The sequence below is a fragment of the Micromonospora sp. NPDC050187 genome (genome assembly GCF_044459745.1).
Lineage (GTDB): Bacteria > Actinomycetota > Actinomycetes > Mycobacteriales > Micromonosporaceae > Micromonospora.
Genome location: NZ_JBITJH010000011.1, coordinates 86,456 through 110,113 on the forward strand (window position 1 = coordinate 86,456; position 23,658 = coordinate 110,113).

The following is a 23,658-nucleotide window of genomic DNA, read 5'->3' on the forward strand; positions in this document are numbered from 1 at the left end:
GGACCGGCCGACGCCTTGGGAACGTGGCGGGTGGCCGGACGGCAGCGACCGGTGGGCGGAGTTCACCGACACCGGGCAGTGGGAGCGTCCGGTTCCGGGGACGCGACGTCGTCCGGCCCCGGTGCCCTCGAGGGGTCCGGCCCGGGTGCTGTCGCCGGCACCTCCGCCCGGGATGTCGCGTCGTCCCGCTGCCGTGCCGCGTCGTCCGGGCGGGGCCACGAGGGTGCCGCAGGTCCGTCGGATCGAGGAGGACCTGCTCGATCCGGATCCGCACGGTGGGATCAGGTCGCTGCTCTACACCGCCGGCTGCTACGTGCTGCCGGCGTTGGCGGTCTTCGTCTGGCTGCTCACGTTGAGCGGGCAGATGCCGACGGGGTGTGTCACGGGCCTCACCGGCGGGGGTTGCGCCTCGCCACGGGCACACGCGATCGACTCGTTCGTCTCCGCAGGGCCGCGGTTCGGGCTGGCGCTGGTGACGAGTCTGCTGGTGGCGATGCTGCTGCGGTGGATCGGGACCACGTGGCGGACGGCGACCCTGGCGATGGCGTCGTCGGTGGTGGGCGGGGGTCTGTCCACGGTGCTGATCAGCGCGGTGACCGGCGAGCCGATCGGCTGATCCGGCCACCAGCGGGGACCGTCCGGATGCGCCGAGAGGCCCGCACCGGTGTCGGCGCGGGCCTCTCGCGGGTGGTGCCGTGGTTACTTGCTCTGCACCACGTTCAGGTCGAACTTGGCCGTGACCTCCGGGTGCAGCTTGATCCGCACCGGGTACGAGCCGAGCGACTTGATGGTGCTGGTCAGCTCCAGCCGACGCCGGTCGAGGGTCGGGCCGCCGGCCGCCTTGACGGCGTCGACGATCTCGGCCGGGGTGACCGAGCCGAAGAGCCGCCCGCCGTCACCGGCGCGTGCCTTCAGGCTGACCTTGAGGCCCTCGAGCTGCGTCTTGACCTCGTTGGCGTGGCCGAGGTCGCGGATCTCGCGGGCCGAGCGGGCCCGCTTGATCACCGTGACCTGCTTCTCCGCACCCTTGGTCCAGGCGATCGCGAAGCCCTGCGGGAGCAGGTAGTTCCGGCCGTAGCCGTCCTTGACCTCGATGATGTCGCCCGGGGCACCGAGACCGGACACCTCCTGCGTCAGGATGATCTTCATTTCGGTGCCTCCTCTCAGCGGGTGGTGGCCGTGTACGGCAGGAGCGCCATCTCACGGGCGTTCTTGACCGCACGGGCGATCTGGCGCTGCTGCTGCGAGGTGACGCCGGTCACCCGCCGAGCGCGGATCTTGCCGCGGTCGGAGATGAACTTCCGCAGCAGCGCGGTGTCCTTGTAGTCGATATAGGTGATCCCGTCCTTATCGAGCGGGTTCACCTTCTTCTTCGGCTTGCGCAGTGCCGCAGCCTTGGCCATTGCTCGTGCTCCTGGTTTGCGATCGCGGGCGCTCGGCGCCATTAGAACGGGGGCTCCTCGTCGAAGTTTCCGCCGCCCGAACCGCTGCGGGAGGGGGCCGGTGCAGCCGAGGCCCAGGGATCGTCGAAGTTGCCTCCGCCGCCCTGGCCGCCACCGCCACCACCACCGAAGCCGCCGCCTCCGCCACCGGAGCGGGACATCTTCTGCACCTTCGCCGTGGCGTAGCGCAGCGACGGGCCGATCTCGTCGACCTCAAGCTCGATGACGGTGCGCTTCTCGCCCTCGCGGGTCTCGTACGACCGCTGCTTCAGTCGACCGGACACGATCACCCGACTGCCCCGCTGGAGCGACTCGGCGACGTGCTCGGCGACCTGACGCCAGACGGTGCACGGAAGGAACAGCGGCTCGCCGTCCTTCCACTCGCCGGAGGCCTTGTCCAGGAACCGGGGCGTGGAAGCGACCCGGAACTTGGCGACCGCCGCACCCGAGGGGGTGAAACGCAGCTCAGGATCATCGGTCAGGTTACCGATGACCGTGATGGTGGTGTCTCCTGCCATGACCATCTCCTCGCACACTCGTCAGCCGCTGTACAGGCTCGCAGAGCCGTATGACAGAGCCGACGAGTTCGATCCGGGCGAACCGGGTGGGTGGACGCTTAGCGCATCTCCGGCCGGATGACCTTGGTGCGCAGCACGGACTCGTTGAGGCGCAGCTGACGGTCCAGCTCGGCCACCGCTGCGGGCGTCGCCTGCAGGTCGATGACGGCGTAGATGCCCTCGGTCTTCTTGCTGATCTCGTACGCGAGGCGCCGGCGGCCCCACACGTCGGTCTTCTCCACCGAGCCACCCGCGGTCCGGATCACGTTCAGGTACGTGTCGAGCGACGGGGCGACGGTGCGCTCCTCGAGGCTGGGGTCGAGGATCACCATGATCTCGTAATGACGCAAGACGTGCTCACCTCCTGTGGGCTAAGCGGCCACGGTCCTTCCGTGGCAGGAGGTCGTGCGTCGTGCCCGGTCCGGTCTGGGGGAACCCAGCCGGGGGCGGGCAACCGGGCAAGGATACCCGGTCCCGACGATCATGCCTGCGACGGCCGGACGCGCCGCCTGGCGGGCCGGACGACCAGCCGGAGAGCGCGCGGTCCGGCGCAAGCGGACGACCGGTGTGGCGGCAGAGCGTTCGCTGGGCCGGCAACGGAACCAGGGCCCTCTTCCGCTCGTCGCACACGACGGAAGAGGGCCCTGATCCACTGGGCCGCGGGGCGCCCCGTCCGCATTCCTTGGGTGGGACCTGGGGAGGAACGACCACACCGATGAGGTTGGACCGGGAGCGCCCCGCGGAGCTATATCGTGTTGTTACCTGACGTTACATCAAGCCTTGTCTCCTGTTGAGCTAAATGCCCTGATTGTCGTTAAGAGAATCGTGCTCGGCGGGAGGCCCCGGGAGGGTCGGCAGGCAGGCAGCCCGCCAGCCACCTCGGAGGGGCCGACGAAGGCTGTTCCTCCACCTCGCCGGGCCGCGGGACAGCGGGTGCCCCGGTCCACACGGGCCGCCGACTCTCACCAGATCAACGACCGCTCCAGGTCGGGGTGACGCTGGCCGGAGGCGCTCCGGGGACGCACCACCCAGGCACGGCGACGCCCCTTGTGCCGTCACCCCGGCAGCGGCGACCGCCACGTAGGCTCGCCTGCATGCGTATCGGAGCCCACGTCGACTCGGCCGACCCGCTCGCGGAGGCGGCGTCCCGAGCCGCTGACGCCGTGCAGTTCTTCCTCTCCGACCCGCAGGGCTGGGAGGCACCGGAGCCGAGGGAGGACGCCGACCGTCTCCGCGCCGCGGAGGTCGATGTCTACGTCCACGCGCCGTACGTCGTCAACGTCGCCACGACCAACAACCGGATTCGGATCCCCAGCCGGAAACTGCTGCTCGGACACGCGACCGGGGCCGCCGCGATCGGCGCGAAGGGGCTGATCGTGCACGGCGGCCACGTCAACGCCGGCACCGACCTGGCGATCGGCTTCGACAACTGGCGCAAGACGTTCGCGTACGCCGCCGACAACGGCGGATTCGGCGTACCGGTCCTGATCGAGAACACCGCAGGCGGGGACAACGCCTGCGCCCGGCGACTGGACGCGCTGGCCCGGCTCTGGGACGCGGTGGGCGCCTACGACGTCGGGTTCTGTCTGGACACCTGCCACGCCCATGCCGGCGGGGAGGAACTGCTCGACCTGGTGGACCGGGTCAAGGCGGTGACCGGCCGGATCGACCTGATCCACGCCAACAACTCCAAGGACGCCTTCGGGTCGGGCCGGGACCGGCACGACAACCTGGCCGGCGGCACCATCGATCCGGAACTGCTGGTGGCGGTCATCCGGGCAGCTGACGCGCCGGTGATCGTGGAAACCCCGGGCGGGGTCGACGGACAGGGCAACGACATCGCCTTCCTCCGGGAACACCTGGGCGGGACGACGGCATGAGCAGCGGGACGTCCGACACGACACGGACCGGCCCCGGAACCGACGGCGACCGGCCAACGACCGGAGCAACCGTCCCGGGCCCGGAGACCGCCGCACAGGCGGTGAATGCCGGGCGGCCGAGCGACGCCGTGGAAACGGACGCCACGGGGAAGCGTGAGGAGACCGGGAAGGCGGAGGCCGCCGAAGAGCCGAAGGCCACCGGTCCGGATCCCGCGCCGGCCCCGACCTCGAAACACACCCAGCCCTCGAAGGGCGCTCGCGACGGCGAGAAGGCCGAGCCCGGCGTCAAGACCGAGCCCGGCGCCCCGACCGGAGACGACAAGAAGGCCGAGGGCGACAAGAAGGCCGAGGGCGACAAGAAGGCCAAGGACAGCAAGAATGCCAAGGACGGCAAGGACGGCAAGGACGCCACGGCGGGTGCCGATACCGGCGCCGAGCCGGCGGATCCCTGGCAGGCGTTCGGACCAGCCCCGGAGACCGTGCCGGGCCGGCTCCGGCGGGCGGCCCGGGCGGTCGGCCGGTTCCTGGTCCACGAGTGGACGCTGGCCACCCTCGGCTCGCTCGTGCTGGCCGTCCTGCTGACCTGGCCGACGCTGCGCTACCCGCTCTACACGCTTCCGCAGGACTACTACGACCCGGCGCTCCAGGCCTGGCAGGTCGCCTGGTCGGGGCACATCCTGCTGACCGACCCGGCCCAGTTGTGGCAGGCGAACACCTTCTACCCGGAGTCGTGGAGCTTCGCTTTCTCCGACACCCTCCTCGGGTACGCCCCGGCGGGCATGATCGGCACCGGCCCCGAGGCCGCCCTACTCCGCTACAACATTCTCTTCGTGCTCGCGCACGCGCTGGCCACGCTGGGGGCGTACGCGCTGGCCCGGCAGCTCGGTGCGGGCCGGATCGGCGCGGCGGTGGCCGGGGTGAGCTACGCGTACGCGCCGTGGCTGCTGGCGCAGGCCGGTCACCTGCACGTCATCTCCAACGGCGGCATCCCGTTGGCGCTGGCGATGCTGGCCCGGGGACACGGCTGGTCGCTGCGGTACGGCTACCGCCCGAAGCGGCGGCACGCCGGGTGGGCGCTGGCCGGTTGGCTGGTCGCCGCTTGGCAGCTCAGCCTCGGCTTCGGCATCGGCCTGCCGTTCGCGTACGTGCTGGCCGGGGTCGTGCTGGTCGCCACGCTCACCTGGTACCTGCGGCGGTACTGGATCCGCCCGGTCCGGCACCCGTTCGGTGCCCGGCTGCTGATCACCGACCTGGTCGGAGGTCTGGTCTTCGCCGCGACCGGCGTGCTGCTGTCCATCCCGTACTTCACGGTGGCGGAGCAGCACCCGAACGCCCGACGCAGCGTCGGCGACATCGACGTCTACTCGCCGCCGGCCGTCGGCTTCCTCACCGCGCCCGCCGAGTCGCGGATCTGGGGTGGCCTGCACGAAGGGGCCCGGGCGGCACTGCCCTGGCACCCGGAGATGACCCTGCTGCCGGGCTTCGTGCTCTACGCGCTCGCCCTGGGTGGGCTGTTCTTCTCGGTGTGGCGGCTGCGCCACCGGTTGCTGCTGCTCGCCGGGGTGCTGGTCAGCATGGTGCTGGCGATGGGCACCCGGTTCTTCGGCGGCACCTTCACCTACCTCCCGCTCGTCGAGCACCTGCCCGGCTGGGACGGCATCCGGACGCCGGGACGGTTGATGCTCTGGACCACCCTGCTGCTCGGGCTGCTCGCCGCCGGCACGCTCACCGCCTTCGCCATGCGGGTACGCGAGATCGCTGCCCAGCGGATCCCGCCCTGGCCCGGCCCCTGGCTGCGGACGGCGACCCTGCTGCCGCTGTTGCTGGTCGTGGTGGAGGGGCTGAACGCCACGCCGCACCCGGTGGTGCCGCCCCAACCTGCGGCGATGCGCACCGTGCAGGGGCCGGTGCTGGTGCTGCCGAGCGGGCAGAACCTGGATCAGCCGGTGATGCTCTGGACGACCAGCAGATTCCAGGACGTGGTCAACGGCGGCAGCGGGTTCACCCCGGTGAAGCTGGCCGAGACGCGGGAGGCGACGCAGACCTTCCCGGACCCGGCCAGCATCGATCACCTGCGGCGGCTCGGGGTACGGACCGTAGTGGTCCCGCGCGGGCAGGCGACCGGCACGCCCTTCGAGATCGCCGTCGAACTGCCGGTCGACGCGCTCGGCATCCGCCGGGAGGAGATCGGCGACGCGGTGGTCTACCACCTCTGAGGCGTCGCCCTGGTCCGCCGCCGTCGAGGAGGGCGGGCCGCCCGCCGGTCGGCTCGCGGTGGGCCACCGCCTCCGACGGCTCGCGGTGGGCCACCGCTCCGGGGGGTCAGGTCGCGGTCGCGCCGACCGGTTCCGGCTCCGGTGCTGCTGACCGCTGCCGCCAGCGGGTGTACCAGGGTGCGTCCGGTGCTCCGTCGAGCAGGCCGCCGTCCGGGTCGTCGGGGTAGGTGGCGCGGACCGGGTCGCGTTCGGGGTGCAGGACGTCCCGCACGATCAGCACGCAGAGCAGCACCACCGTGGCCAGGCGGAGCGTCGAGGCCAGCACGAACACACCCTCCGGGAAGACCGGGCGGCTGGTCGCCGAGCCGAGCAGCTCGCCGTAGAACGCGGCGAAGTAGCCGACCTCGGCAATCTGCCAGGCCAGGAAAGCCCCCCAGCGCGGTCGGGCCAGCACCACCAGGGGCAGCAGCCAGAGCACGAACTGCTGGGACCAGACCTTGCTGAAGATAAGGAAGGCGGCGACCACGAGGAAGGCGAGCTGGGCCAGGCGGGGACGACGCGGGGCCAGCAGCGCCAGCGCGGCCACCCCGAGGCAGGCCAGCCCGAAGAGGGCGTACGAGAGGTAGTTGAGCGTCGCGATGTTGGCGTTCAACCACTCGAACGGTCCCTGTTCGGTCGGGCTGCCCGGGTTGATCTTTCCGTCGAGGTACCGGCCGATGTACCAGAGCGTGCCCCAGTCGATCGGTCGGGTGCTGTTCAGCTCGAAGAAGCGGTCCCAGTTCTCCCGGTACGGCACGGCCGCCGGCAGGTTCACCGCGACCACGGTGAGAGCCGCCGTACCGAGGGCGGTCAGCGCGGCGCGCACCCTGCCGGCGCGAAGGGCGAGCACCAGGATCGGGCCGAGGACGAACAGCGGCCACATCTTGGCCGCGCCGGCCAGGCCGAGCAGCACCCCGGCCAGCACCGGCCGGCTCCGGGCCCAGGCCAGCAGGCCCAGCGCGCCGAGGCCGATGGCGAGCAGGTCCCAGTTGACGGTGGCGGTGAGCAGCAGTGCCGGGGCGAGGGCGAAGAGGGCGGCGTCCCACGGTCGTCGGCGGCGCAGGGCGAGGATGACGGCGACCGTGACGACCGCCAGCGCGCCGAGCACCAGCACGTTCAGGTTGTAGAACCACATGCCCTGGTTGATGCCGGGATCGTCCACCCCGAGGGCGTGCACCGGCAGGCCGAGCACCCCCATGAAGTACCCGGTCAGCACCGGGTACTCGACCGGGTGGTCCCGGTAGGGAACCTTGCCCTCGTTGAGGCCCTCGGCGTAGTAGAGGGCGAGCACGTCGGTGTAGCAGAACCGGGTGTACTGGACGTTGTTCTGCCAGGCGCCGTCCTGGCAGGGCGACTTCTGCACCCAGTGCAGGGCCAGGGTGAGGCAGGTCAGGGCGAGCACGATGCGTACCGCTGTCCAGAAGCGACGCTCCGAGCCGGCGGGCCGGTCCAGGGCGGCCGCGTGGTCACCGAGGGGGCCGCCGATGAGCTGGGATGTGCCCCGGACGAACCCGTCGGACCGGGACGGATGGTCGCTGCGCTCAGCGTCGTCGATGCCAGCGGTCGGCTGCGTGCTCATAACCAGGCATCCTGCCGTACCCGGGGGCTCCGCGTCCCGCCCGTCGGGGACGTTGTCCCGACGGGCGGAAAGCGCTCACGGCGGCCGGACGAGGTCCGGCCGCCGTGAGCGGTGTGCTGTCTCAGTCGTCGTTACGGTCCCGGGGTGGTGGCGACACCTGGTCACCGCCGCCACCGCCGCCCGGACCGGGTGGAGTGCCCGGGTTGGGCGGGGTGCCCGGCCCGCCCGGTCCGCCCGGCCCACCGGGGGTACCGCCCCCACCGTCCCGGCAGAGGATGTTCAGCGGGTCGAGGCAGGGCGGGTTCTGGCCGGGCGTCGGGGTGGTCGGCGGCGGCGGGGGCGGCGGCTCGACGCCGTTGCCCTTGCTCTGGTCGCCGATGCCGGTGACGTCCGGCAGGGACCTGGCGTCGGCGCCCTTGAGCGCGGCGTTCATGTACCGCTCCCAGATCGCGCCGGGAAGTCCGCTACCGCCGATGTCCTGGCCGTTCTTGTCGCGGATCTGCGGTTTCTTGGAGTCCCTGCTGCCGACCCAGACGGCGGTGGCGAGGTCCGGCGTGTAGCCGACCATCCAGGCGTGCGCGTTGTCCCTGCGGTCGTACTCCCAGGTACCGGTCTTGCCGGCCGCCGAACGACCGTCGTCGAGCCCCCGGTTGTTCTTGCCCGGGATCTCCTTGAGCACCGCGCTGACCTCGCGGGCGACCTCGCGCTTGATGAGCTGCTGGCCACCGGTCTTGCTCAGCTTCTCACCGGTGCCGGGGAGCTTCTCCCACTTACCGGTCTCCTCGTTCTGCTTCTCGACCGAGAACACGAAGTGGGCCTTGTTGTACCTGCCCTCGTTGGCGAGGGTGGCGAGACCGTTGGCGTGGTCGAGCACGGTCACCGGGTACTGGCCGTAGCCGACCACGTGGTAGAAGGGATCCGGGGCGACCTTCTCCGGCTTCTCCTTGGTCAGGTCGATCGGCTTCGGCGGGTTGTCGGAGGTGGTCCACATCGTGGTGATGCCGGCCCGACGCGCGATGTCGATGATCTTGTCCGGGCCGATCTCGCTGCTGACGTGGTAGAACGGCACGTTGTACGACTCGACGGTCGACTCCTGCAGCGTGCACCACCGGTTGCAGCGTCCGTTGGCGCTGACGTCCCGACCCGCGTTCTGCACCTCGTTGGCGAAGCCCTCCGGCTTGAACGGCTTGGCGTCCCAGTGCGACTTGACCGAGATGCCGGCGTCCAGTGCGGCGGCCAGGGTGTAGACCTTGAACGACGAGCCCGGGGGGTGCCCGCCGGTCAACTGCCCGCCGATCATGTTCTTGCCCGCGTAGTCGAACCCGGTCCCGTCGTCACCGCCGTAGTAGGCGAGCACCCGACCGGTCTTCGGGTCGATCGAGACCGCCGCGGCCATCAGGTTCTTGGGCTGGTCGGCGAGTTCCGAACCCTTGGCATTCTGCCGGATGACCGCTTCCATGGCGTTCTGCTTCTTGGCGTCGATCGTGGTCCTGATCCGCAGGCCATCGGAGCGCAGCAGGCTGGCGCAGGTCGGCTTCTCGCTTACCGGCTCCTCCGTGTCGGTGCAGAGCCCCCACTGTGCCAGTTCCTGGCGGACGTAGTTGACCACGTTGCCCTTGGGCGTCTTCACGCTGAAGTCGATCGGCTTGACCTTGGGGATCTTGGGGTAGGCGGCCGGCTTCTCGGCCGGCTTCAGCCACCCCTTCTCCACCATGCCGTCGATGACGTAGTTCCACCGCTCCTGGGCGGCCTGGAGGTTGATCGCCGGGTCGTAGCCCTTGTGGGTGGCGCTCGGCTCCGGCTGCTTGATCACCGAGGCGAGCACCGCCCCCTCGGCCGGGTTCAGATTCTTCGCCGACTTGTTGAAGTACGCCTTCGCCGCCGCCTCGATGCCGTACGCGTTCCGACCGAAGTAGATCGTGTTCAGGTAGTGCTGCATGATCGTCGGCTTGTCGTACTTCTCGTTGAGCTTGGAGGCGAGGATCGCCTCCTTCACCTTCCGGGCGTACGTGTCGTCCTTCAGGCTCTCGTAGGCGTTACGGGCGTACTGCTGGGTGATGGTCGAGGCACCCTGCTTGTCACCGCCGCTGAAGTTGTTCCAGGCGGCCCGGGCGATGCCCTTGTAGTCGACACCGGAGTGCTCGTAGAAGTTGCGGTCCTCGGCGGCGGCGACCGCGTGCTGGACGTGCTCCGGAATGTCCTTGATGGTGACGAACTCGCGGTTCTCGTTGCCGAGCCGCGCCACCACGGTCTTCATGTCGTAGGCGTAGATGGTGGTCGCCAGCGGCATCGGCAGCTGGTCCGGGACCGGCACCTTGGTCGAGTAGTAGGTGAAACCGACCACGCCGCCACCGACCAGCATGACCAGCACCGCGAAGCTGGCGATCAGGATGTTCACCCGTTTGCGCCGCTTCGCCCGCCGCCGGGCGTCCGGGTCCTGGTTGCGGGTACGACTGCGGCGGCCGGGACCGGTGGGACCGGCCGGGCCGTCCGTGTCCGGGCCGGGGCCGCCGGGCGGGGTGACGCTGGCCCGGGCGACGGTCGCCCGGCCCGCCATCCCGCCGGCCGCCGCGCCGCCCACGGCGGCGGAGCCGACCGAGGCGCGACCGCTGGGGCCGCCCACCGAGGCGCGACCGGCCGAGGCGGGGCTGACCGGACGCGCCGAGCCGACCGAGGCCCGGCCGCTGGAGCCGTTCCCCACCGAGGCCCGACCCGCCGGGGCGCCGCCGGCCGCCGGGGGAACCGGCACCGACGCCCGCCCGGAACCGGCCCGGCCGACCGAGGCCGAGCCGGACGGGGGTGGGCTGATCGGCGGGGCCATGCCGTGACGCGGCACGGAAGCCCCCCCACGGGCCACGGAGGCCGAGCCGGACACCGACGCGGAACCGGACACCGGGGCGCGTCCACTCCGCCCGGCCGCCCGAGGTGTCGGGGTGGCCCGGCCGTTGGGTGTCGCGCCGTCGTGCCCGGAAGACCATCCGGTTCCCCGGTCCTCCGCGCCGGGACGGCGGTACGCGTCGTCCGCCCCCGGCCCGGGGTCACCGTTCGGGCCCGGAATCCGGGCCCGCCCATGCGGGGAACTGGGATCGCCGTACGAGTTCATTCTTCACACCCTGCCGGTCGCGGTGGGACGCGAACACGCCACCACCGGTTTGCCGTGAGCTGTGCCACGCGGTCTCGCCGCCCGAGCACCTCGGGACGGGAGCCGCGGTATCTGTGCGCCGACCGGAGCGATCCGGCCGGTTGGCTGCCGATCGCCCCGCTCGTCGTCGTTGTCGGCGGCCGCCGAGGCGCGGAGTTCACCGTTGCGCCTCTCGCCTCCGTCGCGCGGCCGGAGCGCCGACCGCGTCCTGTTCCTGTCCGTCGTCCACGCCCGCGACCAGACCGTCCCGACCGAGCAGGAACTGCTCGACGAGATGGTTCCAGTCACAGCCGAGGCACACCTCCACCACGAAGACCTGGAACTCACGCAGAGTCATCGCCAGGACGGGGAGCTCGGCCGGGGTGCGCGCCTGGCCGGCGGACTGCTTCAGTTCGTCCCCGTAAATGTAGTGGACGTGGGTGAGGTTCTCCCGTCGGCAGATCGGACACCGTTGGTCGGTCGGTTCGCCGTGGAACCGGGCCGCGTTCTTCAGGTACGGCGACGCGTCACAGACGTCGTACGTGCCGACCCGGCCGGAGAGGACCTCACGCAGCACCGCCCGCTTCTGGAGCGAGTAGTCGACCACCTGGCGCTGCGTACGCATGCGGCAAAGGGTACGCGCTCCGGCCGGACGGAGCGACAACGCTCACGTTCGGTAGCGACACGAATCCGCTACCGGGGTTTGCCCGGATGCGGGTGAGCCGCTAAGTTGCGATGTATCGGTCCGATACATCGCGTCGACCGCCTGGTCCGCGGCCACGGGGATAGAGAGGATGGCCCGTGCTCGAGTTCGCCATCCTCGGCCTGCTTCAGGAGTCCCCGATGCACGGCTACGAGCTCCGCAAGGAGCTCAGCGCCAAGCTGGGCGCGATCCGGGCAGCGATCAGCTATGGCTCGCTCTATCCCACGCTGCGCCGGCTCCAGGCGGCGGGGTGGATCACCGAGGCCGACGAGACACCGGCGACCGCCGAGGAGGTTCCCGCGCTGACCAGCCGACGCGGTCGGGTGGTCTACAAGATCACCGCAGAGGGCAAGGAACGCTTCGCCCAGCTGATCGCCCAGGCCGGTCCGGAGACCTACGACGACACCGGCTTCGGCGTGCACTTCGCGTTCTTCGCCCGCACCGACCAGGCCACCCGCCTGCGGATCCTGGAAGGTCGGCGACGCAAGATCGAGGAGCGCCGCGAGGGTCTGCGCGACGTGCTGGGCCGGGCGGCCGAGCGCCTCGACGCGTACACCCTGGAACTTCAGCGCCACGGCCTGGACGCCTGTGAGCGCGAGGTCCGCTGGCTGGAGGAGCTCATCGCCAACGAGCGCTCCGGCCGGGCCCCGACCGCCCCCGGCAGTGGGACGGCCGCCGGTCCACGAGAAGACACCAGCCCGCCTCCGCCTGGAGAGTCCAGGAATGAGCGGCCGTGATGAAGAAGAAGGAGGCAGACGCTATGGGCTCCGTCCGCGTCGCCATCGTCGGTGTGGGTAACTGCGCCTCGTCCCTCGTACAGGGCGTGGAGTACTACCGGAACGCCGACCCGAACGATCGCGTCCCGGGTCTCATGCACGTCACCTTCGGCGACTACCACGTCTCTGACGTGCAGTTCGTCGCGGCGTTCGACGTGGACGCCAAGAAGGTGGGCATGGACCTCGCCGAGGCGATCGTGGCCAGCGAGAACAACACCATCAAGCTGTGCGACGTGCCGCCGACCGGCATCACCGTGCAGCGTGGCCCGACCTTCGACGGCCTGGGCCAGTACTACCGCGAGATCGTCGAGGAGTCCGACGCCACGCCGGTCGACGTGGCGCAGGCGCTGCGCGACGCGCAGGTCGACGTCGTCGTCTCCTACCTGCCGGTCGGCTCCGAGCAGGCCGACAAGTTCTACGCCCAGGCGGCGATCGACGCGGGCTGCGCGTTCGTGAACGCCCTGCCGGTCTTCATCGCCTCCGACCCCGAGTGGGCCAAGAAGTTCGAGGACGCGGGCCTGCCGATCGTCGGTGACGACATCAAGAGCCAGGTCGGCGCGACCATCGTGCACCGGGCGCTGGCGAAGCTGTTCGAGGACCGCGGTGTCGAGCTGCTGCGCACGTACCAGCTCAACTTCGGCGGCAACATGGACTTCATGAACATGCTGGAGCGCAACCGGCTGGTCTCGAAGAAGATCTCGAAGACCCAGTCGGTCACCTCCCAGGTGCCGCACGAGATGGCCAAGAGCGACGTGCACATCGGCCCGTCCGACCACGTGCCGTGGCTCGACGACCGCAAGTGGGCGTACATCCGCCTGGAGGGTCGCTCCTTCGGTGACACCCCGCTGAACGCGGAGCTGAAGCTCGAGGTGTGGGACTCGCCGAACTCGGCCGGTGTCATCATCGACGCCGTCCGGGCCGCGAAGATCGCGCTGGACCGGAAGATCGGTGGCCCGATCCTGTCGGCCTCGTCGTACTTCATGAAGTCCCCGCCGGTGCAGTACGCCGACCACGACGCGCACGCCGCCGTCGAGGCGTTCATCGCCGGTGAGGTCGAGCGCTGACGCGCTGACCGCCGCACACCGTCGAGGGCCGGGTCCACACGGACCCGGCCCTCGGGTCTGTCGTCACCGGCCGCCGTCAGCGCGAGCGCGGCCGGAGCCGGGCGGGACCGGCGTGGCGTCTCAGGCCCGCCGCGCCGGGTCGAAGAGCAGGTCGAGGTGGGCGTCCAACACGTCCATGGCCTGCTCGCGGGTGTAGTGCCCGCCCAGCAGGTAGATGCCCAGCCCCTCCATCAGCGCCAACAGGCCGGCGGCGGCCTCCTCGGCGTTCGGGCCGGGCAGGACACCGGCCAGGAAGCCGACCATCCGCGCGGTGTCCTCGTGCAGGCTGGCAGCGACCGTCGGTCGTACCGCGGTGTAGGCGAGGAACGCCAGGGCGACCCGCCCGTCGTCGCGCGTCTGGTCGTCGAGGGGCAGCAGCGCCGCGATCATCGTCCGCAGCAGCAGCCGTGGGGGCGGATCGTCGCCGAGCCGGGCGACCGCGTCGGTGACCCGGACCTGGTTACGCTCGCGGACGACGTCCAGGGCGAACGCCATCATCTCGTCCTTGGTACGGAAGTAGTGCTGCACCATCCCCGCCGAGACACCGGCCTCGGCCGCCACGTGGCGCAGGCTGACCGCCTCCAGGCCACGATCTGCGGCGACCCGCATCAACGCGTCCGCGATGAGCGATCGTCGCTCCTGGTGGTCGACCTTCCTCGGCACGCCACCGATGGTTCCACAGTGCGGTCGCACCAGCGCGCCCGGCAGTGCGCCGCGCACGACAGTGCGGTCGCACTGCCGGGCGCGCATCGGCCGCAGTCGGCCCCCGCCACCGACGCGGGTGGTCGGGGTGCGGGGCCGAGCCCGCGGCCTCCGTGCCCCCGGTGTTCCCGTCACTCGACGGTGACGGTTCCGGCCGCGCCGTCCACCGTGACGATCTGCCCGGTGGAGATCCTCCGGGTGGCCTCGGGCACGCAGATGACGGCGGGAATGCCGTATTCACGGGCCACGGTGGGGCCGTGCGCCATGACCGCGCCGGTCTCGGTGACCAGTGCGCCGGCGGTGAGGAAGAGCGGGGTCCAGCCCGGGTCCGTGGTCGCGGTGACCAGGATCTCGCCGGGTTCGACGTGCGCGGTTCCGGGGTCGTGGACGACCCGGGCCGGCCCCGTCGCCCGGCCCGCCGCCGCGCCCACGCCGGTGAGCGCGCCCTCCGCCGGAGGCGCCGGCAGGACGGCCTCGACGTCGGTGCCGTCGGACAACAGCGCCACCGGTACGTGCCTGCGGGACATCTCCCTGCGGTGCACTGCCCGGCGGGCGGCGACCGTGTCCCGGTGGTCGTCCTCGCGGTGCACCGCGCCGTGCACCTCGTCGAGGGTCAGGTACATGATGTCGTCGGGCTGGTCCAGCAGTCCGGCGCCGGTCAGGTCGGCGCCGACGAGCAGCAGTTGACGTCGCATCTCCCGCAGCTGGTACAGGCCGGCGAACTTGCCCGCCTCCCGCAGGCCGGCCAGCGACCGCGCCCGACGGAGCAGGAAGCCGGCGATCCGGCCGCGTACCGGCCGGCGGCGACGGGCCCGTGCGACGAGTTCCCGCAGGGTGTCCTCGGCGGTCGCGGCGGCGCGGTCGAAACGCCGGTCGGGCGCCTGCTCCGGGTCGGTGACCCGCAGGTAGTTGGCGATCATGGCGAGGACCGGTGCGGGATCCTCGTCCCAGCGCGGCACGCCGAGGTCGACCTCGGCCGCACCACGATGACCGTAGGCGTCCAGGAACGCCGCCAGCCCGATGTCCGGGAGCGTCCCCCGCAGGTAGCGCCCGGCCAACTCGTCGGGTGGAGTGTCGAGCAACAGTCGGCGGTGTTCACCGACGTCTTCAGCGAGCCGCCACAGCGCCAGGTTCATCTCGATGGTGACGTTGTGCGGCATCCCGCCCAGCACCGTGTGGATCTCGCCGGGGTCGGCGACGCCCTTGAGGAGTTCGGCGGGTAGCGCGGCGGCGAGCATGCCGGCCGCGATCGGCCAGACGAGGTCGTCCGGGCTCTCGTCCGTCTCCTGCGCCCGCAGGAAGCGCAGACGCTCGGCGGCGGTCGTCAGGTCGTCGGGCGCGACCGAGCCGAGCCGGAGCCGCTCGACGGCGTCGAACAGCCGGATCCGCGCCGCGTCGGGTCGGGCCAGCGCCCGGACGATCCCGGTCACCGCCCGCCCGGCCGTCCGCAGCGACGCGCCTTTCCCTCCGCGTACGCGGTGCGTCTCGGCTGCGCGTGGGGCGAAGCGTGGATCGGTCAACACGTGCCGCATGACCGCCTGGGCCCGAGGACCGAAGTCCACCGCCAGCAGTTTGACCAGTTGCCTGCGACCGGATCTGCTGCGGGTCATGTCCGTCAGGTCGCCGTAGAGGCGTCCGCCGATGTCGACGATGTCGGCCCGGACACCGAGCGGCGCGAGCATCGCCGCCACCAGCGATCTCAGCGTGGACATCCCCATCGGGGTGACCGGCTGCCGCATCCCCTGCACGTGGCCGAACTCGAGGTAGACCCGGGGCAGGGGCTTGCCGGTGTCCGGGGGCAGGGGGAACAGCGTGGTGATCGGCCGGGACTGCACCAGCCACAGGGTGCCCTGCCGGTCGACCACCCACTCCACGTCCTGGGGGCAGCCGAAGTGACTCTGGAGCCGCTCACCCGTCGCCCGCAGCTCCGCGAGCCGCGCCGCCGTCAGGCACCCCGCTCGCTGCTGGTCCGACCCGTCGAGCACGTAGTGGTCCACCGCGCCGGTGCCGTCCACGACGGCCGTGCCGGGGCCGGGGGCGGCGTCGACCACCATCTCGGTGCGGCAGCCGGTCACCGGGTTGGCGGTGAACAACACCCCCGACACGTCGGCGGTGACCATCCGTTGCACGATGACGGCCATCCCCGCCCCGCCGTCGATGTCGCGGGCGTCGCGGTAGGCGACCGCACGGTCGCCGTGCAGCGAGCCCCAGCACCGGGCGATCGCGGCGATCAGCTCGGCGGTGTCCGTGACGTCGAGGACGGTGTCGTGCTGCCCGGCGAAGCTCGCCTCCGGCAGGTCTTCGGCGGTCGCGCTGGACCGTACCGCCACCGGCCCCGCACCGAGCCGCTCGTACGCGGCGACGATCTCCGCTTCCGGGACGACACCGAGACGGTGTGCCTCGGTGGTGACACAGAACCCGTCCGGCACCCGTTCGCCCCGCCGGATCAACTCGCCCAGGCCGACCGCCTTGCCGCCCACGAGGTCGACGAGGTCGGCGGTCGCCTCGGACAACGCGATCACCTGCATGTGCGGCCTCCGGCCTTTGCAATACGACTGCATCGCGACAACCGTAGCCGCTTGGCAAGACGACTGCAATGTAAAGACCGTGGGGCCTGCACCTCGGGCCGTCCGAGCGGCGAGGGTCAGGACCAGGCGCGTTGGAGCGCCACCCGGGCCTCCAGCTCCAGCAGGTGCACCTTGCGGGGCAGGCCGCCACCGAAGCCGACCAGCTTCCCGCCCGCGCCGACGATCCGGTGACAGGGCACGATCACCGGGATCGGGTTCCGGTTGCAGGCCACCCCGACCGCCCGCGCCGCACCCGGGTCGCCGACCGCCTTCGCCACCTCGCCGTAGGTGACCGTCTCCCCGTACGGGATGCGGGTCATCTCCCGCCAGACCGCCCGCTCGAACTCCGAGCCCCGACGCGCGAGCACCGGCACGGTGAACTCGACCAGCTCACCCGCGAAGTACGCGTCCAACTCCGCCACGGTCCGCCGGGACAGCTCGTCGCGGGCCGGGCCGGCCGACTCCACCCGCCCGAAGTGCACGCCGCAGACCGCCGTGTCGTCCACGGCCACGGAGAGTTCCCCGATCGGGGTGTCGAGCACGGTCCAGCGCATGACCCCGATTGTCCCGCTCGGGACGACAGGCAAACTTCCGGCACCCCCGTGCGTCTGTATGACGGAGGTGGGCGGTGACAGAGGTGACCGACCGGGAGTTCACCGCGTTCGTCAACGAACGCGGTGACGCGCTGCTGCGCGTCGCGTACGCCCTCGCCGGTAACCAACACGGCGCGGAGGACCTGTTACAGAACGCGCTGGCCAAGGCGTACGCCCGCTGGCCCCGGATCCGGGGCGACGCGGAGCCGTACGTCCGGCGGATCCTCTACCACGACCAGGTCTCGGGTTGGCGACGTCGCAGCCGGCGGGCCGAGGTGCCGGTCGCCAATCCGCCCGAGCGACCGGTCACCCGGGACGACGACCACGACACCGATCTGCGGCTGCTGCTGCGGGACGCGCTGCTGACCCTGCCGCCCCGGCAGCGGGCCGTGCTGACCCTGCGCTACCTGGAGGACCTGAGCGTGGAACGGACCGCCGAGGTGCTCGGGTGCCGGGTGGGCACGGTGGCCAGCCAGGCGTCGCGGGCGTTGGCGAAGCTCCGCCACCTCGTCCCGGCCTTCGACGAGCTGGCAACCCGTGAGGAGGTGAACCGGTGACCCGGTCACAGGAGGAGACGCTGCGGACGGTCGTACGCGAACTGGCCGGAGCTGCGGAGCGCGCACCGGGGCTGGCGGTGGCGGCGCTGGCCCGGGGTCGCCGGCTGCGACGACGTCGGCGGATCGCCACGGCCGGCGGCACGGCGCTGGCGGTGCTGGCGGTGGCCGCGCCGTTCCTGCTGTTCCGCCCCGCCTCGGGCCGGCCGGTGGACACCGACCCCGTGCCGACGGCGGCTGCCGCCGCCCGGGGAATCTGGGTGCACCCACGCCCCGGTGAGGAGTGGACGGCCACTCCGCTGCGGCTGCCCGGCGGCTGGATCGTCACCGGAGCGAACGGGTACGCCGAGAGCGGCGGCACCGGGTACGTGCTGGACCGCAGCCAGGGCCGCTACCTGAGGAACAACGGGTACGCGATGTTCGCGGCCCCGCGCGGCACCCTCGCGGTGGTGTTCGGCACCGCCCGGCCAGAGGACACCGGCCTGCTCGACCTGGTGACCGGGGACGTCCGGTGGATCCGGACCGGACGGGCGAGCATGGGGAAGGGTTCCTGGTCTCCGGACGGCAGCCGGGTCGTGGTGACCCTGCACGACAAGGAGTCCGGCAGGGATTCCTTCGGTGTGCTCGACACCGACGGCCGGTTCCGGACCTTCGAGGTGGACAAGCGCGTCCGGTACTTCTGCACCGACCACTGCACCTTCACCTGGAGCCCGGACGGCCGGGAGGTGGTGCTGCCGCAGACCGACTCCGGCAAGCCGCGTACGGAGTCGATGCCGCACGCCCGGCGCGGAGTCCAGTTCTTCTCCGCCGACGACGGCCGGGCCACCCGGTTCGTCCCGGTTCCCGGCGATCCGACCGGCCCGTGGTCCTGGTCGCCGGACGGACGCCTGGTCGTGGTGAAGGGACAGACCGGCCCACTGGTCGTCGAGGTCGCCACCGGGAAGGTCCGGGGTTCCGCCCCGGACGAGGAGGCCGTCTGGGTCGACGACGACCGGTTGCTCCACCGACACGGGGACCACATGATCCTCACCGACCTCGACGGCGAGGAACGGGAATGGCAACCGTTGCCCCGCGACCTGGACGGTCTCGACCTTTCGATCGCCCCGGGCTGACCGTCCCGCAGCTTCTCGACGGGAACCCGCGCGGCGTTCAGCCGTCGTCCAACCGGTGGTTCCGTGAGGTTGCCTCGGGTAACTAGCGTGCAGGTCGTGGCCACCGGAACGCTCGTCTTCCTCGTCATCGGCGCGGTGAGCGTCGTGGTGCTGGCGTTCGCCCTGCTCGGCGGGGAACTGCTGCACGCCGTTCACCCCAATCTCGACGGGCCGGTCTCCCTGGAGGTCGTGGCCGGTTTCACCGGTGCCCTCGGTTTCGGCGGGGCCATCGCCAACGAGCTGATCGGAGGTGACAGCCCCGCCATGGTCGCCGGGGCGGCCGGCGTGGGCGTCCTCGCGGCCGTGCCCGCCGCATGGTTCGCGGCCCGGCTCGGCCGCGCCGCCCGGACCATGCACACCGACCCGACCCCCACCCGCGCCCACCTGGTCGGCGCGCTCGGCCTGGTCGTCACCCCGATCCCCACCACCGGGTACGGCGAGGTCCGGGTACGCCTCGCCGGGCAGCCGGTGAAGCTCAACGCCCGGGCCGACCGGCCGCTCCCGGTCGGCACCCAGGTCTTCGTCGTGGAGAGCCTCAGCGAGACCAGCGTGCACGTCGAGCCGTACTGAACCTTCCCGCAGAAAGACGGACCCCTACATGCCCCTCCTCATCGCCATCGGCGGAGCGGTACTGCTCCTCCTCATCCTGGTCATGTTCGTGCTGTCCCGGATCAAGGTGGCCGGGCCGAACGAGGCGTTCATCGTCACCGGCCGAAAGGGCCGGACCACCCAGACCGCCGACGGCGGCCGGTTGACCGACAACTCCGGGCAGAAGGTCGTCCTCGGCGCGTCGGTCTTCGTCCTGCCCGTGGTGCAGAAGCTCCAGTCCCTCGACCTGTCCAGCCGGCGGATCGACGTCGGCATCAAGGGCGCGGTGAGCAAGCAGGGCATCCGCACCGACCTGCACGGCGTCGCCATCGTCAAGGTGGGCGGCACCGAGGACGCGATCCGGGCCGCCGCCCAGCGGTTCCTGCACCAGCAGGACGAGATCGAGGACTTCACCCGAGAGGTGCTGGCCGGCGCGCTGCGCTCGATCGTCGGCCGGCTCACCGTCGAGGAGGTCATCCGGGACCGGGCGGCCTTCGCCAGCGCGGTCGCCGAGGAGGCCGAGCACTCGATGACCAACCAGGGTCTGGTGCTGGACACCTTCCAGCTCCAGGACATCCTCGCCGAGGGGTCGTACCTCCAGGACCTGGGCCGACCGGAGGCGGCGCGGGTGCTCAAGGACGCGTCCATCGCCGAGGCGCGGGCCCGGCAGCAGGCCGAGCAGGAGCGGTTGCTCGCCGAGGAGGTCATCGCCGAGGCGAACCGGAACCTGGCGTTGAAGCAGGCCGGCATCCAGGCCGAGATCGACGCGGCGAAGGCCAAGTCGGCGGCGGCCGGTCCGCTCGCCCAGGCCGAGCGGGACCAGGCGATCCTCACCGAGCAGCAGAAGGTGGCCGAGCGCAACGCCGAACTGAAGCAGCGCCAGCTCGACACCGAGGTCCGCAAGCCGGCCGACGCGGCCCGGTACAAGGTCGAACAGGAGGCAGAGGCGGCGCGCAACGCGGCGGTGCTCAACGCCGACGCGCAGCGGCAGGCCACCATCGCCGCCGCCCAGGCCGCCGCCGAGCAGGCCAGGCTGACCGGTGAGGGCGAGCGGGCCCGCCGGGCCGCGCTGGCCGAGGCGAACGCGATCGAGGGCGCCAAGGAGGGTGAGGCCGAGCAGCGTCGGCGTTCGGCGATCGCCGAGGCGGTCGAGCGGGAGGGCCGCGCCGAGGCCGAGGCCATCCTGGCCAAGGGACAGGCCGAGGCCGAGGCGATGGCCCGCAAGGCCGAGGCGTTCGCCGCGTACGGCGAGGCCGCCGTCCTGGACCTGCTGGTCCGGGTGCTGCCGCAGGTGGTCGAGGCGGCCAGCGCCCCGATCGGTGCGATCGACAAGATGACCGTCATCTCCACCGACGGTGCGTCGTCGCTGACGAAGTCGGTGGCCGGCAACGTCGCCCAGGGGCTCCAGCTCGGCACCGACCTGACCGGCATCGACCTGGCCGGCCTGCTCGCCCGCCTCGGCGCGGGCCGGACCGACAACGACGCACCGGCGGCCCCTCCGGCCGTGAACGCCTGACCAACACGAACGTACCCCTGTCCAGGAACTGGGCAGGGGTACGTTCCACTTCCCCAAAGGGCCGCCAGAACGGTGTCGGTCAGAGCACCGAATGCCCGTTGAGACCCTCCAGGCTGTCCCGCCCGTTCATCCCGGCCCCCGACCGCGCAGCCGCCGGGCTCGGGGCGTCGTACCTGTGGTCGGGATCCTGCAACAGCTTGGCGGTCAGGTCGTTCACCGCCACGTTCAGCCGGGCACGCAGCGCCACCTGATGTTCCTGGAGGGCCAGCTCGTGCTCCGCACGTCGCATCCGTGCCTGGTTGTCGATGCCGTCCCGCTCGGCGGAGTACCGGTCGACGATCCGGCGTTCCTCGGTGGTCACCTCGTCGACGAAGATCCGTTGGGAGCTCTCGCTCTTCACCCGGTACAGCCGGTCGTACCCGCTGTCACCACCGAAGAACTTGGCCACCATGGGCAGGCAGTCGACTGCGATGAAGAAGAACCGGATCGCCCAGGTGCTCACGAAGAGCGCCGCGCTGCTGCCGGACAGATCGTGCAGGGCGTCCAACCGCTCAAGGAACCCGATCGGCCCCTGGTGGCTGCGCTCCTCCTCCACCCGCTCGTCGATCTTCCTGTTCCGGTCCTGCTCAAAGCTCGCGACCGCGGTCCCGAGTTGTCTGTCGAGGTCGTTGACCCGCCCGCGCAACTCGGTGAGCCTCCGGTTGTTCTCCTCGATGGGGTGCGTCGCGGCGAAGGTGTCGGCTTCCCTGGTGCGTTCGTCGCAGCGCGGGCCGTCACCCGGCCGCCCGGTGAAGCCTTCACGCCGGGAGCCGCCACCCACGCACTCCTTGTTGGCGGCGGCACGCAACCTGGCGAGCTGGGCGCTGTCCTGGTCGACGACCTTCTGGAGAGTGGCCACCTCGGTACGCGTACCGGTCAGCTCCCGACGGATCGACGCCGGGGTGGTCTCGAACGAGAGCAGGTACTGCCGGCAGTCGGCCGTGACCGAGGTGTCCTCGGCGGTGGCCGTCTTCTCCCCGTTGCAGGCCAGCAGGCGGGTACGCAACGTGTCGAGTTGGACGCTCCGCTCCTCCTTGACGTGTTCCTCGATCGCGGTCTCGAAGATCAACATGACCAGCGGCTCCGCAACGACGAAGCCGAACATCACCGCCATGGTGGCTCGCACCAGCAGTTGACCGACCCGGCGGACGCCTCCCGCCATGCTGGTCACCAGCTGCCTGTCGAAGTTGAGGATGAAAAGGAACCAGAGCAGCGCGGGAATCAGGTGCCACGCGGACGTCCGCCCGAAGACCTGGTTCACGGCGATCCACATGGAGAACGCGGCGATCGACGCGGTACCGATGATCAAACCGCCCATGGAACTGTGTCGGGCCCGCTCGTGCCACACCCTGCCGAGCAGTTTCTCGTCCACGCCCGCCAGCGCCCGGAGCGGACGCGACGGTCCGGTCCCGCCGCGAGTGGCGCGGGTCCGCTCGTCCCGCTGGTCCGTCGACCTGCCGTGGTCAGTCAATGTCCGCCTCATTCGGGATGAAGTCCGGCCCAGCGTCGCCACCGTCCCGCTGCCCACCACCCTGCGGCCCCTGGGGCAGCGGGACCGGCGGCTCGTCGACTGCGGCCGGCCTGCTGCCGACCTGCTGCGCATTTCCGCCGATCAACTCGTCCACCAGACGGACCGGATCGAGGTCCGCCCGGTCCAGGAGGCCACGGGTGACCATGTCCTGCACCACGGTCCCAACCAGCCGGCGGTGCTCCAGCTCGGCTTCCCTGGCGAGACGGTGGTGCTCCGCCTCGGCTTCCCTGGTGTAACGGCGATGCTCCGCCTCCACGTCGTGCATCCGCTCGGCGACCTGCCCGACGTTGATCTCGTTACGGCTGACTCCCAGAGCGTCGGCGTAGACGGGTCCGGCGGACAGGATCGAGGCGTACCGCTCGACCTCGCCGTTCTGCCAGGCCACATCCAGTCGACTCACCTCCTGGTCCCATTCCTTGTCGCGGACCCGCCGACGCTGGGCGCGCAGGTCGGCGGAGGGATGCACCACGACGGAGCTGAGGGCGACATCCATTCCCGGCACCGACGGTGGCACCAGGTGGCAGTAGGCCGTGACCCGGGCGTCCGCCTGACGGCGGACCTCGTTGATGTCCTCGATCCGGTACTGGAGACCAAGATTCTTGAGCTCCCGGTCCTGCCACAGGTGGTTGGTCAGCACGGTGACGAGATCGGCCAGCCCGGCCTCGGCGACCGCTTCCGGACCGATGACCTGACAACGGAAGCTCACGACCACCGTGAACTCGTCCGCCGCACTCATCGAGGGAATGGCCAGCACGCACTGCTGGATGGCGGCGCGACGTTGTACGACGCTGACCGCGCTCGCCTCGACCACGACGTCGTCGCTGTGGTCGAGGTGACGGTCGCCGTAGAGTCGCTGCTGTCCGTTGACCCGGAACACGTAGACCGCGCCCGGTGGCAGGGCGGGCAGGTCGGTGACGGACCGTCGACGGGCACCGAAAAGGCGGCGCGGCGCCGGCGGCAGGTTCTTCTCCATGAGGACGGGATAAGACATCAGGTCTCTC

At 71.2% G+C, this 23,658-nt stretch carries 22 protein-coding genes; 10 read left to right on the forward strand and 12 right to left on the reverse strand.

All coding sequences use genetic code 11. From position 1 onward, the window contains the following. The first annotated feature begins 223 nt into the window (after positions 1-223). Positions 224-616, forward strand: a complete 393-nt coding sequence (locus ACIBJE_RS18590; RefSeq protein WP_396749846.1) for a hypothetical protein — start codon at positions 224-226, stop codon at positions 614-616. An 83-nt stretch (positions 617-699) separates the two neighbouring features. On the opposite strand, the gene rplI is transcribed toward ACIBJE_RS18590, so the two are convergent. The 4 genes from rplI to rpsF form a co-directional block, all read right to left on the reverse strand. Beyond that, on the reverse strand, positions 700-1,149 hold the full coding sequence (gene rplI, locus ACIBJE_RS18595; protein ID WP_377659053.1) for a 50S ribosomal protein L9: 450 nt from the start codon (positions 1,147-1,149) through the stop codon (positions 700-702). Positions 1,150-1,163: 14 nt separating this feature from the next. Next, positions 1,164-1,403, reverse strand: a complete 240-nt coding sequence (gene rpsR, locus ACIBJE_RS18600) for a 30S ribosomal protein S18 (RefSeq protein ID WP_013289355.1) — start codon at positions 1,401-1,403, stop codon at positions 1,164-1,166. A gap of 41 nt (positions 1,404-1,444) precedes the next feature. Further along, positions 1,445-1,960, reverse strand: coding sequence for a single-stranded DNA-binding protein (locus tag ACIBJE_RS18605; protein WP_396749848.1), 516 nt, complete (start codon positions 1,958-1,960; stop codon positions 1,445-1,447). Positions 1,961-2,058: 98 nt separating this feature from the next. Continuing rightward, a complete protein-coding gene (gene rpsF / locus ACIBJE_RS18610; protein WP_088981398.1) occupies positions 2,059-2,349 on the reverse strand; it encodes a 30S ribosomal protein S6 in 291 nt (96 codons plus the stop codon). A 744-nt stretch (positions 2,350-3,093) separates the two neighbouring features. Between rpsF and ACIBJE_RS18615 the strand changes: the two genes are divergently transcribed. After that, entirely contained in the window at positions 3,094-3,879 is a 786-nt protein-coding gene (locus ACIBJE_RS18615; protein ID WP_396749851.1) for a deoxyribonuclease IV, read from the forward strand. Continuing rightward, entirely contained in the window at positions 3,876-6,095 is a 2,220-nt protein-coding gene (locus tag ACIBJE_RS18620; protein ID WP_396749853.1) for a hypothetical protein, read from the forward strand. Before ACIBJE_RS18615 ends, ACIBJE_RS18620 begins: the two co-directional genes overlap by 4 nt. 106 nt (positions 6,096-6,201) lie before the next feature. Here ACIBJE_RS18620 and ACIBJE_RS18625 read toward each other — a convergent pair whose 3' ends face one another. Then, a complete protein-coding gene (locus tag ACIBJE_RS18625; protein WP_396749855.1) occupies positions 6,202-7,713 on the reverse strand; it encodes a glycosyltransferase family 87 protein in 1,512 nt (503 codons plus the stop codon). 121 nt (positions 7,714-7,834) lie between these two features. Then, positions 7,835-10,111 (reverse strand): transglycosylase domain-containing protein, encoded by a 2,277-nt coding sequence (locus tag ACIBJE_RS18630; protein WP_396749857.1) that lies wholly within the window; start codon positions 10,109-10,111, stop codon positions 7,835-7,837. Between ACIBJE_RS18630 and ACIBJE_RS18635 the strand changes: the two genes are divergently transcribed. After that, the gene (locus ACIBJE_RS18635) at positions 10,104-10,541 is read left to right on the forward strand and encodes a hypothetical protein (RefSeq protein ID WP_396749859.1); all 438 of its coding nucleotides are present in this window, start codon (positions 10,104-10,106) and stop codon (positions 10,539-10,541) included. The two genes, ACIBJE_RS18630 and ACIBJE_RS18635, sit on opposite strands and share 8 nt — an antisense overlap. A gap of 471 nt (positions 10,542-11,012) precedes the next feature. Here the strand turns inward: ACIBJE_RS18635 and ACIBJE_RS18640 are convergent, their stop codons facing one another. Further along, positions 11,013-11,459 (reverse strand): DUF5318 domain-containing protein, encoded by a 447-nt coding sequence (locus tag ACIBJE_RS18640; protein ID WP_088981394.1) that lies wholly within the window; start codon positions 11,457-11,459, stop codon positions 11,013-11,015. Positions 11,460-11,635: 176 nt separating this feature from the next. On the opposite strand from ACIBJE_RS18640, the gene ACIBJE_RS18645 reads away from it, so the two are divergent. Together ACIBJE_RS18645 and ACIBJE_RS18650 are read left to right on the forward strand one after the other, a co-directional pair. After that, a complete protein-coding gene (locus ACIBJE_RS18645) occupies positions 11,636-12,274 on the forward strand; it encodes a PadR family transcriptional regulator (protein ID WP_396749861.1) in 639 nt (212 codons plus the stop codon). Between the two features lie 23 nt (positions 12,275-12,297). Then, positions 12,298-13,377: an inositol-3-phosphate synthase gene (locus tag ACIBJE_RS18650; RefSeq protein WP_285791500.1), complete on the forward strand. Its 1,080-nt coding sequence runs from the start codon at positions 12,298-12,300 to the stop codon at positions 13,375-13,377. Between the two features lie 120 nt (positions 13,378-13,497). On the opposite strand, the gene ACIBJE_RS18655 is transcribed toward ACIBJE_RS18650, so the two are convergent. The 3 genes from ACIBJE_RS18655 to ACIBJE_RS18665 form a co-directional block, all read right to left on the reverse strand. Beyond that, complete coding sequence (locus ACIBJE_RS18655; RefSeq protein WP_396749864.1) at positions 13,498-14,079, reverse strand: TetR/AcrR family transcriptional regulator; 582 nt, start codon at positions 14,077-14,079, stop codon at positions 13,498-13,500. Between the two features lie 170 nt (positions 14,080-14,249). Next, the gene (locus ACIBJE_RS18660; RefSeq protein WP_396749866.1) at positions 14,250-16,646 is read right to left on the reverse strand and encodes a PEP/pyruvate-binding domain-containing protein; all 2,397 of its coding nucleotides are present in this window, start codon (positions 16,644-16,646) and stop codon (positions 14,250-14,252) included. 116 nt (positions 16,647-16,762) lie between these two features. Beyond that, a complete protein-coding gene (locus ACIBJE_RS18665) occupies positions 16,763-17,239 on the reverse strand; it encodes a methylated-DNA--[protein]-cysteine S-methyltransferase (protein ID WP_396749868.1) in 477 nt (158 codons plus the stop codon). A 74-nt stretch (positions 17,240-17,313) separates the two neighbouring features. Between ACIBJE_RS18665 and ACIBJE_RS18670 the strand changes: the two genes are divergently transcribed. The 4 genes from ACIBJE_RS18670 (at position 17,314) to ACIBJE_RS18685 (ending at position 21,087) form a co-directional block, all read left to right on the forward strand. Beyond that, complete coding sequence (locus tag ACIBJE_RS18670) at positions 17,314-17,835, forward strand: SigE family RNA polymerase sigma factor (protein ID WP_396749870.1); 522 nt, start codon at positions 17,314-17,316, stop codon at positions 17,833-17,835. Continuing rightward, the gene (locus tag ACIBJE_RS18675) at positions 17,832-18,944 is read left to right on the forward strand and encodes a TolB family protein (RefSeq protein ID WP_396749871.1); all 1,113 of its coding nucleotides are present in this window, start codon (positions 17,832-17,834) and stop codon (positions 18,942-18,944) included. The genes ACIBJE_RS18670 and ACIBJE_RS18675 overlap by 4 nt, the downstream gene beginning before the upstream one ends. A gap of 87 nt (positions 18,945-19,031) precedes the next feature. After that, complete coding sequence (locus tag ACIBJE_RS18680) at positions 19,032-19,553, forward strand: hypothetical protein (RefSeq protein ID WP_396749873.1); 522 nt, start codon at positions 19,032-19,034, stop codon at positions 19,551-19,553. A gap of 28 nt (positions 19,554-19,581) precedes the next feature. Beyond that, positions 19,582-21,087, forward strand: a complete 1,506-nt coding sequence (locus ACIBJE_RS18685; RefSeq protein WP_396749875.1) for a flotillin family protein — start codon at positions 19,582-19,584, stop codon at positions 21,085-21,087. Between the two features lie 79 nt (positions 21,088-21,166). Here the strand turns inward: ACIBJE_RS18685 and ACIBJE_RS18690 are convergent, their stop codons facing one another. Both ACIBJE_RS18690 and ACIBJE_RS18695 read right to left on the reverse strand, forming a co-directional pair. Then, positions 21,167-22,498 (reverse strand): DUF4407 domain-containing protein, encoded by a 1,332-nt coding sequence (locus ACIBJE_RS18690; RefSeq protein WP_396749877.1) that lies wholly within the window; start codon positions 22,496-22,498, stop codon positions 21,167-21,169. Between the two features lie 91 nt (positions 22,499-22,589). Continuing rightward, positions 22,590-23,648 (reverse strand): hypothetical protein, encoded by a 1,059-nt coding sequence (locus tag ACIBJE_RS18695; protein WP_396749879.1) that lies wholly within the window; start codon positions 23,646-23,648, stop codon positions 22,590-22,592. Positions 23,649-23,658 lie beyond the last annotated feature (10 nt).

Bases quoted from the DNA above. Each gene is read 5' to 3' on its own strand.
- ACIBJE_RS18620 (WP_396749853.1), top strand. From the start codon at position 3,876: ATGAGCAGCGGGACGTCCGACACGACACGGACCGGCCCCGGAACCGAC.
- ACIBJE_RS18665 (WP_396749868.1), bottom strand. From the start codon at position 17,239: ATGCGCTGGACCGTGCTCGACACCCCGATCGGGGAACTCTCCGTGGCC.
- ACIBJE_RS18605 (WP_396749848.1), bottom strand. From the start codon at position 1,960: ATGGCAGGAGACACCACCATCACGGTCATCGGTAACCTGACCGATGAT.
- ACIBJE_RS18685 (WP_396749875.1), top strand. From the start codon at position 19,582: ATGCCCCTCCTCATCGCCATCGGCGGAGCGGTACTGCTCCTCCTCATC.
- ACIBJE_RS18625 (WP_396749855.1), bottom strand. From the start codon at position 7,713: ATGAGCACGCAGCCGACCGCTGGCATCGACGACGCTGAGCGCAGCGAC.
- ACIBJE_RS18635 (WP_396749859.1), top strand. From the start codon at position 10,104: ATGTTCACCCGTTTGCGCCGCTTCGCCCGCCGCCGGGCGTCCGGGTCC.
- ACIBJE_RS18660 (WP_396749866.1), bottom strand. From the start codon at position 16,646: ATGCAGGTGATCGCGTTGTCCGAGGCGACCGCCGACCTCGTCGACCTC.
- ACIBJE_RS18615 (WP_396749851.1), top strand. From the start codon at position 3,094: ATGCGTATCGGAGCCCACGTCGACTCGGCCGACCCGCTCGCGGAGGCG.
- ACIBJE_RS18640 (WP_088981394.1), bottom strand. From the start codon at position 11,459: ATGCGTACGCAGCGCCAGGTGGTCGACTACTCGCTCCAGAAGCGGGCG.
- rpsR (WP_013289355.1), bottom strand. From the start codon at position 1,403: ATGGCCAAGGCTGCGGCACTGCGCAAGCCGAAGAAGAAGGTGAACCCG.
- rplI (WP_377659053.1), bottom strand. From the start codon at position 1,149: ATGAAGATCATCCTGACGCAGGAGGTGTCCGGTCTCGGTGCCCCGGGC.
- ACIBJE_RS18695 (WP_396749879.1), bottom strand. From the start codon at position 23,648: ATGTCTTATCCCGTCCTCATGGAGAAGAACCTGCCGCCGGCGCCGCGC.
- ACIBJE_RS18650 (WP_285791500.1), top strand. From the start codon at position 12,298: ATGGGCTCCGTCCGCGTCGCCATCGTCGGTGTGGGTAACTGCGCCTCG.